Source organism: Veillonellaceae bacterium (assembly GCA_025992895.1).
Taxonomy (GTDB): domain Bacteria; phylum Bacillota; class Negativicutes; order Veillonellales; family Dialisteraceae; genus Dialister.
This window is the reverse complement of record DAJPGA010000001.1, coordinates 1,665,448-1,678,744: the sequence shown is the minus strand read 5'-3', so window position 1 is coordinate 1,678,744 and position 13,297 is coordinate 1,665,448. Positions and strand designations below refer to the sequence as shown.

Genomic DNA, 13,297 nt, shown 5'->3' with positions numbered 1-13,297 from the left:
GATAGTGCGGGCTATATAATATATGACAACTATATAAAACGGATAATTATCTAATTATCAGAATAAACGGAAGGTGACATTATGCGAGAAAAGTATATCCCTCAGCAAATCGAGAAAAAATGGCAGAAGATTTGGGAGGATAACAAAGCGTTTGAAACTCACTATGATCCAAGCAAGAAAAAATATTATGTACTGGAAATGTTTCCTTATCCTTCAGGAAACCTCCATATGGGACATGTAAGAAACTACTCTATCGGTGATGTTGTTGCCCGCTTCAAGAAAATGCAGGGATTTAATGTCATCCATCCGATGGGATTCGATGCTTTTGGCATGCCGGCTGAAAATGCAGCAATCCAGCACGGAATTGCTCCGGCAAAATGGACTTATTCCAATATTGACAATATGACAAGACAGCAGAAAGAACTCGGCCTTTCTTATGACTGGGACCGCAAAGTTCTGACCTGCAGCGAAGATTACTACAAGCATACACAGAAGCTTTTTGAAATCTTCTACAAAAAAGGACTGGCTTACAAGAAGGAAGCCAAGGTCAACTGGTGCAACAGCTGTCATACCGTTCTTGCTAATGAACAGGTCGAAGAAGGGAAATGCTGGCGCTGCAAGAACCCTGTCGTAAAGAAAGATCTTTCCCAGTGGTTCCTGAAAATTACAGCTTACGCAGACCGCCTTCTGGCAGACCTTGATCACATGCCCGGATGGCCGGAACGTGTCAAGACGATGCAGAGAAACTGGATTGGCAGATCAACCGGTACACAGTTCTCCTTTACTGTCGAAGGCATGGATGAACAGATTCCGGTCTACACAACAAGAGTGGATACCGTTTATGGTGTTACTTACATGGTGCTTGCCCCTGAACATCCGCTTGTTCCGAAATTGATTGAGAGTAATCCTGATAAGGCAGTTCTTGAAACTTTCATTGAAAGAATGAGAAATGAAAATGATATTGTCCGTACTGCCGAAGATGCTCCTAAGGAAGGAATGTTCACTGGAAGTTATGCAATTCATCCGCTGACAGGAGAAAGAATTCCGATCTGGATTGCAAACTACGTTCTTTATGAATACGGCACAGGCGCTGTCATGGCTGTACCGCAGGGCGACCAGAGAGACTGGGAATTTGCGAAAAAGTACAATCTTCCGGTCAAGCTGGTTATCCAGAACAAGGAACATGATCTTAAGCTGGAAGACATGGATAAGGCATACGATACAGACGGATTCCTTGTCAATTCCGGCGAATTCGACGGACTGACCTCTGAAGAAGCCCGCGAAGCTATTACAAAGAAAATCGAGGAAATGGGAATCGGAAACGGCAAGGTCAACTACCGTTTGAGGGACTGGCTGATTTCCCGCCAGAGATACTGGGGCTGCCCGATTCCGATCATCCACTGCCCGCATTGCGGCAATGTCCTGGTGCCGGAAAAGGATCTTCCTGTAGTTCTTCCAGAAGATGTCAACTTCGTAGCCGGAGCAACCTCTCCGCTTGAGACAAGTGAAACATTCCTCCACTGCAAGTGCCCGCAGTGCGGTGCTGATGCAACCAGAGAAACCGATACAATGGATACATTCATCGATTCATCCTGGTACTTCCTGCGCTACTGCGATCCGCACAATACAGAAGAACCATTCAGCAAGGAAAAGGCTAACTACTGGATGCCGGTCGATCAGTATATCGGCGGCATTGAACATGCTATCCTTCACCTGCTTTATTCCCGTTTCTTTATGAAAGTGCTGCAGGATGAAGGCATGGTAGATTATCCTGAACCATTTACCAACCTTCTCTGCCAGGGCATGGTACTCAAAGACGGCGGCAAAATGAGTAAATCTGTCGGCAACGTTGTTTCCCCTGAAGAAATCGTCGGGAAATATGGCGCTGATACAGCAAGACTCTTTATCCTGTTTGCTGCTCCTCCGGAAAAGGATCTCGAATGGTCCGATCAGGGCGTTGAGGGTTCTTACCGCTTCCTGAAGAGAGTATGGGCTATCGTAGAAAAGTATCAGGATTTCGACAAGGAATCCAAGGGCGACCTTTCTGAAGATGAGTTTGCACTCAGAAGAAAGCTTCATCAGACGATTTCCAAGGTTACAGAAGACCTTGACGGCAAGTTTGCTTTCAATACGGCAATCTCCGCTGTTATGGAACTGGTCAATGAAATGTACCGCTTCAGCGAGACACATTCCGTCATCGAAGACAAGCTGGCAAAAGAACTTGTCCGCAACCTGCTGATTCTGCTCGCTCCATTTGTTCCGCATATCACCGAAGAACTCTGGCAGCAGATTGGCGAGAAGGAAAACAGTGTCCATGATGCAGAATGGCCGGTATGCGATGAATCAGCCCTCGTTGTTGACGAAGTGGAATTAGCTGTTCAGGTCAATGGCAAAGTCCGCGCTACGATCAAAGTGGCAGTCAGCATGGAAAAGGACGAAATTGCGGATCTGGCAAAAGGACTTGCTGAAGTGCAGAAATTCATCGAAGCCAAGACAATTGTGAAAACAATTGTGGTTCCTGGAAGAATCGTTAATATCGTAGTTAAATAAAATAAAAAATTAGAGAGATCAGAGACTGTTCCTGGTCTCTCTTTTATTTTGCCCGCATATACTTGTTACAGCTTGATTTATATTATGCTAGAATGAAATAAGATGAATCTTAGAGGGTGGCAATTATGAATATTACATGTGAAGGCAAGGAGTACCATTTCTTTGATGGCGCTACTCCGCAGAATTTATGGAATATCGTACGCGGCGCAAGAAAGCGCACAGATGCGGTGCTGGCTGATTTTAACGGAGATATTATAGATTTCCAGACGCCATTTCCAAGTGATGGAGCCGTCAAGTGGATATCACTGGAATCTCCGAAGGCCCACCAGGCTTATCTCAGGAGCGCCATTATGCTTCTGGTGTGCGCGGTAAAAGAAGTCTACGGGGCAAAAGCGGATGTCAAGATCAAGCATTCTTTGGGGAAATCCATTTACTGCGAATTCAAAGACGGACATATACCGCTCCAGAAAGAGCTGGATATCCTCTCAGAAAGAATGCGGGATATTGTCAGAGAAGGAAGGGACATTACCAAAATCATAGTGGGGAAAAGCAGAGCCATTGCCTTTCTCCGGATGAAGGGGCTCCAGGAGGATGCCGAGCTCCTTTCCCAGCTTGATATTGATCATCTGGATGTGGATCAGTGCGGAAAGGTCATTGATTACTTCTTCGGGCCGATGCTTCCGGATATGAGCTTTGTCAGGCAATTCATCCTTCGTTCCTATGCGCCCGGATTCCTGCTGAGGATTCCGCAGCCTGGAGAGGAGGAATTGAAATTCGGCGAGGAAGCCCCGTTGTTTGCACGCGTCTTTCTGGAATCCCAGAACTGGAGTGAATTAATTGGATGCCATAATCTGGCGGAACTTAATCATGCCATAGATACAGGCAAAATCTATGATTTTATTGCCATTGCTGAAGCGCTTCATGAAAAACGTCTGGCTGAACTGGCAGATACAATCTGCGAGCAGAAGCCCAATATACGGCTTGTGTGCATAGCAGGACCTTCTTCCTCCGGCAAGACAACGTTCATGAAACGGCTGATTGTCCACTTGAGAGTCAATGGCGTGAAACCGGTCATGCTCTCTTTGGATGACTATTTCCGGAACCGTGACGAGATGAGCGAGGAAGACTGGGAAAGCCCGAAGGCACTCGATATTTCTTTATTTGAAAATACCGTGTCCGCTCTTCTCGAAGGCGGAGAAGTGCATCTTCCTCATTTCAACTTTATCACTGGGAAAAAGGAAATGAGCGAGGAAACGGTAAGACTTGGAAAGGGACAGCCTATTTTAGTGGAAGGACTTCATGCGCTTAATCCTGCGCTGACATACTTCGTTCCAGGCTATCAATGCATGAGGGTCTATGTCAGTGCTCTGACACAGCTGACAATTAATGATCACAACCGTATTTCCACCTCCGATACAAGACTTTTAAGAAGACTTGTGAGAGACGTCCAGTTCAGAGGAAACGGGGCGGAGCATACGCTTGAGGTCTGGGATAGTGTAAGGCAGGGAGAAGGAAAGAATATCTTCCATTACCAGAACAGGGCCGATGTCGTATTCAATTCAGCTTTACTTTACGAAATACCGGTCCTTAAGAAAATGGCTGAACCGCTTCTTCACGATATCAGGCCTGAAAGCAAAGCTTATGCGGAGGCGCAGCGGCTGCTTGAATTCCTGCGCCCATTCCGGGAACTGGATGCGTCAGTTGTTCCGGATAATTCACTGCTGAGGGAATTCATAGGATACAAGGGACTGGGGAAATCTTTCCTGAATCATTAAGACGCTGGAGTTTGCATAAATCGAAGCAAACGGATATAATAGAAATTGTAATAATGAAAATTTTCGATATGTATGAAAGGGGTATATATATGGATATTACTGACGTTATTGTGATTGGTGCAGGCCCTGCAGGGCTGAACGCTGCTTTATACGCTTCCCGCAAGGAGCTCAGCGTAAAAATTATTTCAAATGATATTGGCGGACAGATGCTTCTGACCAGTGAAATTGAAAATTATCTCGGATTCGAATCCATTTCCGGTTTTGATCTGGCAGACAAGATGGAAGCACATGTAAGAAAATACCCGGTTGAATTTATCACCGCAGCCGTCATGAATCTTGAAAAGAATGAAGATGGAAATTTCGTCCTTCATCTGGATGATGGAAATACTGTCGTCGGGAAGGTCTGCATTATTACAGCCGGCAAGCACAGCCGCACGCTGGATATACCGGGAGAAGCCAAATTTACAGGCCGCGGCGTATCCTACTGCGCCACCTGTGATGCTCCATTCTACCGCAATAAGACCGTTGCCATTGTCGGCGGCGGAGACAGCGCTGTACAGGCAGCTGTAGAATTAGGACATCTTTGCCCGAAGGTATACCTTGTGGTCAGAAGCCGCATTAAAGCAGCTGAAATCATGGTCAAACGCATGGAAGAACTGCCTAATGTAGAAGCCCTTATCGGTTATGTTCCTGAAGAAGTCAAGGGTGACAAGAAGGTGAATGCCCTTGTCGTAAAACGCAAGAGTGATGGAGAAGAGCGTGAACTTGCCGTCGATGGTGTCTTTGTAGAAGCAGGCGGCATTCCGAATAATTCCTATCTTCCAGAAGACGTGAAGACTAACAGCATGGGAGAAATCATAACCAATAAGGACGGAGAGACAAACATTCCCGGCCTTTATGCAGCTGGTGATGTCACAGACTGCAAGAACAAGCAGATCATTATTGCTGTAGGAGAGGGGGCTGCCGCAGCATTAGCCGCTCACGACTACTTGCTGCGAAGCGGTAAATGAGGGTCACGAAGAAAATAAAGGCAGAGCAGCTGAGGCGTCTCAGCATTGCTTATGCGGGGGAAGGGACAATGCTTAAATACACAAGTCCTTTTACACTGCTCGTGGCAGTCATACTTTCTGCCCAGTGTACGGATAAGCGCGTCAATATTATTACTGACAGGATTTTTCCGCGCCTTGATACTCCGGAAAAGATGGGAGCATTGACACAGGCGGAGCTTGAACGGGAAATCCATGACTGCGGCCTTTATAAATCCAAGGCAAAGAACCTTTTGGGAATGTGTCATATGCTCTCTGAGGAATATGATGGAAAAGTCCCGGAGGACTTTGATAAGCTCGTAAAACTTCCAGGCGTCGGCAGAAAGACGGCCAATGTTGTAAGAAGTGTTGTATGGGGATATCCTGCCATTGCAGTCGATACACACGTTTTCAGAGTAGCCAACCGTCTGAAACTTGCAACGGGCACAACACCGCTTGAAGTAGAGGAAGGCCTTCAGAAGGCCATCCCCAAAAAGGACTGGTCAGCAGCGCATCACTGGCTGATATGGCACGGAAGGCGCGTATGCCATGCCAGAAAGCCTGACTGCGAAACCTGTATCCTGCAGGATGTATGTCCCTCCTGCACAGTCAGCGTCCCGCCGTGGAAAGGCTGATCCGGATATATTACAAGCAATACAAAAGCCATGCGGAATGCCGCATGGCTTTTCTTTTTTATTAGTGAATTTTAAAACATATTCAGTATTCCCTGGAAGTGGTAATAGCTCGTCGGGAGGAAAGCATCTACGAGTTTGGAAACCCCAGTCGGTTCCGGAGCTGTGAGGAACAGGAGGAATAAAGCGAGAACTGTAATTCCAATGGAGAGCAGGTTTGCCTTGCCTTTTCTGGATACTTCATAGTAACCGAAGAGGCGGAGTCCAAGTGCGCCAAAGAAAACAATGACCATACCGGAAAGAGAGAAGATGCCGAAAAGGATATTTGCCATCAGGAAACCTACGTAGAGAACCGGCAGGAAAATGAACGGCAGGTTGTAGGCAATCGGTGTCGGATTGATATTGCGGCGCATATCATCGAGCCAGTCTGCGATATCAAATCCAAAAAGACCAAGGGGAATGAATGATAGGATAATGACCTTGTCCCAGATGGAAGAAAGACGGTCTCTGTCCTGTCCCAGCCACCAGAAGAAGAAACAAAGAAGAAGACCTGCAGCGCCGCCAAAAATGTAGTAATAAGCAGCAGGAATGAATTTTACGCAGATCATGGATACAGTGATGAGTACAGATCCGATGGCAATATAAGGAATCAGCTGTGAAGTCGTCATCTGACGGTCATCTGGTACTTCTTCCTTCATCTTAGCCAGAATTTCCGTCATGAATAAGAACAGGAAAATAGCTAAAGCAGCGAACGGATAAAGGAAAAGCGAAATGACGATCAGAAGTATCGGGAAAAATACTCTGAATCCCCTGAAGACCTTCAGCTTTTTAAAGTTCAGCTTCTGGTTCTGTGTATATATGGTCAGTCTTAAAAATACCAGGTAAGTCAGCATAATGCCGATCGTTTCCAGAGGTTCACAGCCTAAGTACAATAAGCTGCAGAAAACCAGTATGGCGGTATTGGCACCTGTGAAACGACTGATCAGGGAACTGAAGAGCCCGATATTTAAAAACGCCACTATTGCATCAACAAAATTCAACGCATCCATCTCCTTCAAAATTAACAATTTCATATTAGTATAACTGTTGGGAAGAATTGGCGCAAGAGAGCAGGCTGCTATATTGTATAAATATAAAGATATATTTTATAAGGTAATAATACAGCCGTATGTATAGTGCATTAGAAAGAGAAAAATCCGGCCTGTTTCAGGATTATCTTTATCCGGTATAGAAGCGGGAAGAAAACTGCAAATATTGCACTTTTACTTGCCTTGTGAAAACTGTTAGAATAAAAAGCATAGAAAAACCTTATAAAAGCATAGAAATGAAAACAGGGAGGGGAATGAAGGCATGGACCATTTGATTATCGTAGATTGTCAGTATGATTTTATCGACGGTTCCCTGGCATGCAGCCACAGCCGGGAAGCCGTCAGAAATATTATAGCTTTTGCCAATGCAAATGATGTGGAATGCATGTACACTTCGGACTGGCACAGCAAGACAAATAAATCTTTTAAAATTAACGGCGGTATCTGGCCGGTACACTGCGTTGCAGGAAGCAGGGGCGCTGAAGTATCAGATGAATTTAATCAAATGAATGAAGGCAATCGCCCTGGCAAAGATAATATTTTCTATAAAGGCAAAAATGATGATGTTGAGGAGTATTCGGCATGCCTTGCTGCAAACAGCAGCGGAAAGGTATTATCCGAATGCGTTTCGCCTCATGTCTACGTCACGGGGATTGCAGCCGAGTACTGTGTCAAGGAAACGGTTCTCGGCCTTCTTGAAAAGGGGATTAAAGTAACCGTTCTTAAGGACTGCCTTGGCTATGTTTCTGAAGATGACTACAGGAAAAGCCTTGCTGCTATGAAGGATAAAGGAGCAGAAGTACTTTAATTTACAGGATTTACCAGAATACTAATCATTCGGAGTATTGGCATGACAGAAAAAACAATTTCAGATATAGGTGAATTTGGTCTTATCAAATTAATATCGCATGACCTGATTTACAGGCCGGAGTTTGTTAAGATTGGGCCAGGGGATGACGGAGCGGTCTATTCTATACCAGACGGATTTGATCAGGTCATATCAACGGATACTATGGTGGAAGGTATTCATTTCACCAGTGTGACGATGAGTGCCTATGATGTTGGCTGGAAGCTCTGTGCCTCAAATTTCAGCGATATGGCCGCTATGGGCGCCGATCCGATAGGGTTTGTCATTTCAGCCGCATTTCCTGAAAAGCTTTACACTTCATGGGTTGAGCGATGCTATGAAGGAATCCGGGACTGCTGCAAAGAATACCGGGTCAATTTGCTTGGCGGAGACATGACCGGATCTGTTTCAGGTATTATCATGACAGGAACTGTGGTAGGCATAGTTCCAAAGGATACAGCCGTCCGGCGAAGCGGTGCGCGCAGGGGAGATGTTGTTTTTGTAACCGGACATCCCGGTGATTCAGCGGGTGGGCTCTATGCCCTGCTTCATGAAAACAAAGAATACAGCGGGCTTATAGAAAAGCATAAGCATCCGCGGCCTCAGATTGAATGGGGAACTCTTTTGCGGGAAGCAGGAACCTCTTCCCTGAATGATATTTCTGACGGAATATCCAGAGAAGTCAATGAAATTGCAGAAGCAAGCGGTGTCTCCATCAAAATCGACAAATCATCCATACCCGTTTCTGCTGAAGCTTTGGAATATGGCAGAAAAGCGGGAATCGATCCTCTTTCCTGGGCCTTGGACGGCGGGGAAGATTATGAACTTATAGGTACGATTTCAAAAGAAGATTTTGAAAAGGTAAAAAATCGTCCTGGCATAAAAGAAATAGGAGTTGTGACAGATAAGCCCGGGAAAGGCGTATTCCTGAAACAGGAAGGGCATCTGGAATTGCTTGAAGTGCATGGTTATGATCATTTTGAAAAGTGAAAATTAGGGAGGATTATTTATGTACACATTAGTAGTCATTCGTCATGGTGAAAGTGAATGGAATAAAAAGAATCTGTTTTGCGGCTGGACAGATGTAGACCTGACAGAAAACGGATTCCGCGAAGCGAAAGAAGCCGGGAAACTCTTAAAAGCAGAAGGCTTTACTTTTGATAAATGCTATACATCTGTTCTCAAGAGAGCTATCCATACCGCTTATTCTGTTCTTGATGAAATGGATCTTGTCTGGATTCCGGTCATCAAGAACTACCATCTCAACGAAAGACACTACGGTGCCCTTCAGGGATTGAACAAGACGGAAACAACAGATAAGTATGGGGAAGAACAGGTCCATTTATGGCGCCGTTCTTATGATGTATGCCCGCCGGCACTTTCTGAAGATGATCCCAGAAACCCGAAAAACCAGCCTCCTTACCAGAAACTTGGCGATGTGAAGCTCCCATTGACGGAATGCCTGAAAGATACGGTAGCAAGGGTAGCACCTTACTTTGAAGGCGTCATCAAACCGGAAATTCAGAATGGAGAAAAAGTCCTGATTGCAGCGCATGGCAATTCCATCCGCGCACTCAGGAAGCATCTTGAAGGAATTTCCAGTGACGAAATTGCCGGGATGAACATTCCTACAGGAATCCCGCTCGTTTATCATCTGAATGAAGATTTCACGGTGCATGATGTTTCTTATCTTGGCGACCAGGAAGCCATTCAGAAGAAAATTACAGCAGTCAAAAATCAGTCTGCCAAGTCCAAATAAAGATGTAATATGATGTGAGAATCTGTGATCACGTAAAATTGATTGCCACAAGGGAAGTGTGGAAATGTCAATCATAACCGAAGGTTTGCATAAAACAAATACGATGAATTCCGCTCTTGTCCTTGAAGGCGGAGCGATGCGGGGACTCTTTACGGCGGGGATACTTGATGCTTTTATGGAAAGGGGATTCTACTTCCCAAAAGTCGTTGGGATTTCTGCAGGTGCCCTGCAGGGGCTCAGCTATATTTCCAGACAGCCGGGAAGAAACGTATCCGTCAATATCAGGTTTGCTCCGGATAAAAGATATATGGGGCTTCGTCATTTGGTGCGCGACGGCAGTTATTTTAACTTCCGCTTTATGTTTGGCAAGCTTGCTCATGAATATGTGCCTTTTAATTATGACAAGTTTGAAAAGGCTTCGGAAACGTTATATGTGGGCATTACTGACTGCCTTACGGGGAAACCTGTTTTTGTATCGAGTAAAAGCTGCCCTCTTTCCGAATTTATGGGGGTATGCGTCGCAAGCTGCTCGATTCCGCTTCTCTCAAAGCCGGTAAAACTTGAGGGAAAGGAATACGTGGATGGCGGCGTGGGGATGCCGCTTGTGCCTTTCCCTGAAGATCTGCCATTTCCGTGCACAAAACCCGTATACATACTGACAAGGGATATTACGTATCGCAAGAAAAAGGTGCCGCATGGGTTTAAATCCCTCATGCGTGCTGCCTACGGCAGGACGTATCCCGCTGTGGTGGAGGGCATGTGCTCTATCCCGGAGCGGTATAATGAAAAGGTAAAAAAGATCATACAGATGGAGAAAGAGGGAAAAGTTTTCGTACTGCGCCCGGAATCTCCCGTCAAAGTGTCCCGCGTGGAAAAAGACACGAAAAAACTTCGTGCACTTTACGAAGAAGGCTATCAGATCGGCATGAAGCGGTTTGATGAGATGATGAGGTGGATGAGTGAAAAATAATGAAGCAGTATTTATAAGCACGAGTGAAGAAATGACGATGGAATTCGGCCGTTTCATAGGGGAACATGCTGAAAACGGACTGTTCATTGCCTTGATTGGAGATCTTGGAACAGGTAAAACCCATTTTGTCCAGGGACTCGCCAAAGGACTGGGAATCAATGATGTGGTGAGCAGCCCCACCTTTACAATCATGAATTATTATGAAGGTGAGATTCCGTTAAAGCATTTTGATTTCTATCGTCTTGATACAGAAGAGGATTTATACAATATCGGCTGGGAGGAATACAGCGAAGGCGGTGTCACCGTTGCAGAATGGGCAGACATGTTCCCGAGACTGATTCCAGAGAGAGCCATATACATATATTTGTCAAATAAAGGAACAACAGAAAGAGAAGTCAAGGTTATCTGGGGAGAAGAAGCTCCTGATGCCATAACAAAGGAGATAGAGAAATATGCTTCTTGCCATTGATACATCATCTTTAGTTTTAAGCTGCGCTTTAGCAGAGGAGGGAAAGCTTGTCGCTGAATGGACACAGCAGAAAAAACTGACACATTCAGAACAGCTGATTCCATGCATGGACCTTATGCTGAAAGAAGTGGGCGTCAGCAAAAAGGAAATAACAGGGATTGCCGTCGCCAAGGGCCCTGGCTCATTTACGGGTCTTAGAATCGGCCTTGCTACAGCCAAGATGGCATCCTATATCTGGAACGTCCCGTTGGTCGGTGTTGACACCCTGGAAGCTCTTGCATGGAATATGTACGGCGCGCAGGCATTTATTCTTCCGCTTCTCGATGCGCAGAAGAATAATGTGTATGCAGCCCTTTACGGGGCATTTAATGAAATGTGGCAGGAAAAGCCTGAAGTGGCAGCTTCCATTGATTCTGTCATAGAATCAGCTGTAAAACATGGCGGGACGGTCATTGCAGTCGGTGAATGTGCTGATAAATATAAGGATAAGCTGGTTTCTGCAGGTATTCTGCTGGCTCCGCCCCATAGCAGATGCAGCCGCGCGGGAAGTCTCGCCATGGCAGGAATCTCTAAATTGAAAAACGGCATGGCAGATGATCCATTGACGCTTTTGCCAAATTATATCCGCAGAAGCGAGGCAGAAGTCTTATGGGAAAAGCAGCATGCCGATTCGTAATAGAAGAAGCGCTTGACTCTGATATTCTAGCCATATATGAAATTGGCAGGATTTGTTTTTCCGATGCATGGAGAAAAGAGACTGTCGATCATGATTTTCAGGGAACGCACAGCCATTACCTCGTTGCAAGGACTTCGGAAAAAGTCATAGGCTATGCCTGTTTCTGGTACGTGCTTGATGAAGCGCAGCTGGTCAATATCGGGGTTCTTCCTGAGTTTCGAAAGCAGGGGGCGGCAAAAGCCATTCTGGAAGCCGGGATTGATAAAGCTCTTGAAAACGATATGAAGACAATGTTTCTTGAAGTCCGTGTGAGCAATCATGGGGCACAGAATTTATATAAGAATTTTGGGTTCCACGTTGACGGTCTAAGGAAATCGGTGTATGAACTTCCTGTCGAAGACGGATATATCATGTCCCGAAAGTTATAAGGAGATAAAATGAAAATATTAGCATTCGAATCAAGTTGTGATGAAACGTCCTGCGCAGTAGTGGAGGACGGCAGACAAGTCTTGTCTGACATCATTTCAACACAGGTTCCGATTCATAAGAAGTTTGGCGGTGTAGTTCCTGAAATTGCATCACGCCATCATATAGAGGATGTGCTTCCCGTTGCCATTGAAGCATTGGAGCAGGCAGGATGCAGCTGGTCTGATATGGATGCCATCGCGGTCACGCAGGGGCCGGGCCTGGTCGGGGCGCTTCTTGTTGGGGTAGCAGCCGCAAAGGCGGCAGCCTGGGCTATCGACAAGCCTCTTATTGCAGTCAACCATATGGAAGGGCATATCTTTGCCAACCTGGTACAGTATCCCGATCTGGAACCTCCTTTTCTGTCACTGGTTGTTTCCGGCGGTCATACCATGCTCGTTGTAGTCAGAGATTACAATCACTTTGAACTTCTCGGACAGACAAGAGATGATGCTGCAGGAGAAGCTTTCGATAAAGTCGCACGTGTACTTGGTTATCCATATCCGGGCGGGCCGCACATTGACCGTCTGGCAAAGGAAGGGAACAGCAGCGCTATCCACTTCCCGATGGGACTCAGCAAGGGTCATAACTTTGATTTTTCCTTCAGCGGATTGAAATCATCCGTCATCAACTACATCAATACGATGAAAATGAAGAAAGAAGAAATCGTGGCAGAGGACGTGGCAGCTTCCTTCCAGAAGGCCGTTGTGGATGTCCTGATCGAAAAAGCGATGGAAGCCGTCAAAGTGACGGGCATGAAGACGATTGCTCTTGCCGGCGGAGTCGCAGCAAACAGCGAATTAAGGACAAGGCTTGAAGAGGAGTGCAGTAAACGCGGCATACGCATGTGCCGTCCGAGCCTGACCCTTTGCACCGACAACGGGGCTATGATCGGCTGCCGTGCCTATTACATGGCCAGAGCCGGCGAATTTGCCGATATGTCTTTAAATGCGGATCCGCGCCTGCCTTTTAATGCAGAACAGATCAAACTGTAAAGTACAGATTTATACATGCAGGATGGGAGAATAATATGCAGACACG

13 protein-coding genes are annotated in these 13,297 nt (G+C 45.9%); 12 read left to right on the top strand and 1 reads right to left on the bottom strand.

The features are described from left to right. The first annotated feature begins 81 nt into the window (after nucleotides 1-81). From leuS to nth, 4 genes are all read left to right on the top strand, one after another. Nucleotides 82-2,550 (top strand): leucine--tRNA ligase, encoded by a 2,469-nt coding sequence (gene leuS / locus OIM03_07270; protein ID HJI74077.1) that lies wholly within the window; start codon nucleotides 82-84, stop codon nucleotides 2,548-2,550. Between the two features lie 125 nt (nucleotides 2,551-2,675). After that, complete coding sequence (locus OIM03_07265) at nucleotides 2,676-4,325, top strand: nucleoside kinase (GenBank protein HJI74076.1); 1,650 nt, start codon at nucleotides 2,676-2,678, stop codon at nucleotides 4,323-4,325. 89 nt (nucleotides 4,326-4,414) lie between these two features. Further along, nucleotides 4,415-5,335 (top strand): FAD-dependent oxidoreductase, encoded by a 921-nt coding sequence (locus OIM03_07260; protein HJI74075.1) that lies wholly within the window; start codon nucleotides 4,415-4,417, stop codon nucleotides 5,333-5,335. Continuing rightward, nucleotides 5,332-5,985, top strand: coding sequence for an endonuclease III (nth, locus tag OIM03_07255; GenBank protein ID HJI74074.1), 654 nt, complete (start codon nucleotides 5,332-5,334; stop codon nucleotides 5,983-5,985). The genes OIM03_07260 and nth overlap by 4 nt, the downstream gene beginning before the upstream one ends. Nucleotides 5,986-6,056: 71 nt before the next feature. Here nth and OIM03_07250 read toward each other — a convergent pair whose 3' ends face one another. Continuing rightward, nucleotides 6,057-7,031, bottom strand: coding sequence for a hypothetical protein (locus OIM03_07250; protein ID HJI74073.1), 975 nt, complete (start codon nucleotides 7,029-7,031; stop codon nucleotides 6,057-6,059). A 301-nt stretch (nucleotides 7,032-7,332) separates the two neighbouring features. On the opposite strand from OIM03_07250, the gene OIM03_07245 reads away from it, so the two are divergent. The 8 genes from OIM03_07245 to tsaD all read left to right on the top strand — a co-directional run bounded on the left by OIM03_07245 (nucleotide 7,333) and on the right by tsaD (nucleotide 13,251). After that, nucleotides 7,333-7,878 (top strand): isochorismatase family protein, encoded by a 546-nt coding sequence (locus tag OIM03_07245; protein ID HJI74072.1) that lies wholly within the window; start codon nucleotides 7,333-7,335, stop codon nucleotides 7,876-7,878. A 42-nt stretch (nucleotides 7,879-7,920) separates the two neighbouring features. Beyond that, nucleotides 7,921-8,907 carry a thiamine-phosphate kinase gene (thiL, locus tag OIM03_07240; protein HJI74071.1) on the top strand — a complete coding sequence of 329 codons (987 nt, stop codon included), beginning with the start codon at nucleotides 7,921-7,923 and terminating at the stop codon, nucleotides 8,905-8,907. Nucleotides 8,908-8,926: 19 nt separating this feature from the next. Next, the gene (gpmA, locus tag OIM03_07235) at nucleotides 8,927-9,676 is read left to right on the top strand and encodes a 2,3-diphosphoglycerate-dependent phosphoglycerate mutase (protein HJI74070.1); all 750 of its coding nucleotides are present in this window, start codon (nucleotides 8,927-8,929) and stop codon (nucleotides 9,674-9,676) included. Nucleotides 9,677-9,740: 64 nt separating this feature from the next. After that, the gene (locus OIM03_07230; protein ID HJI74069.1) at nucleotides 9,741-10,646 is read left to right on the top strand and encodes a patatin family protein; all 906 of its coding nucleotides are present in this window, start codon (nucleotides 9,741-9,743) and stop codon (nucleotides 10,644-10,646) included. Then, nucleotides 10,636-11,115 carry a tRNA (adenosine(37)-N6)-threonylcarbamoyltransferase complex ATPase subunit type 1 TsaE gene (gene tsaE, locus OIM03_07225; protein HJI74068.1) on the top strand — a complete coding sequence of 160 codons (480 nt, stop codon included), beginning with the start codon at nucleotides 10,636-10,638 and terminating at the stop codon, nucleotides 11,113-11,115. Before OIM03_07230 ends, tsaE begins: the two co-directional genes overlap by 11 nt. Continuing rightward, the gene (gene tsaB, locus OIM03_07220; GenBank protein HJI74067.1) at nucleotides 11,099-11,791 is read left to right on the top strand and encodes a tRNA (adenosine(37)-N6)-threonylcarbamoyltransferase complex dimerization subunit type 1 TsaB; all 693 of its coding nucleotides are present in this window, start codon (nucleotides 11,099-11,101) and stop codon (nucleotides 11,789-11,791) included. Before tsaE ends, tsaB begins: the two co-directional genes overlap by 17 nt. Beyond that, nucleotides 11,764-12,219 (top strand): ribosomal protein S18-alanine N-acetyltransferase, encoded by a 456-nt coding sequence (gene rimI / locus OIM03_07215; GenBank protein HJI74066.1) that lies wholly within the window; start codon nucleotides 11,764-11,766, stop codon nucleotides 12,217-12,219. The genes tsaB and rimI overlap by 28 nt, the downstream gene beginning before the upstream one ends. 9 nt (nucleotides 12,220-12,228) lie before the next feature. Further along, complete coding sequence (gene tsaD, locus OIM03_07210; GenBank protein HJI74065.1) at nucleotides 12,229-13,251, top strand: tRNA (adenosine(37)-N6)-threonylcarbamoyltransferase complex transferase subunit TsaD; 1,023 nt, start codon at nucleotides 12,229-12,231, stop codon at nucleotides 13,249-13,251. The last annotated feature ends 46 nt before the right edge of the window (nucleotides 13,252-13,297 follow it).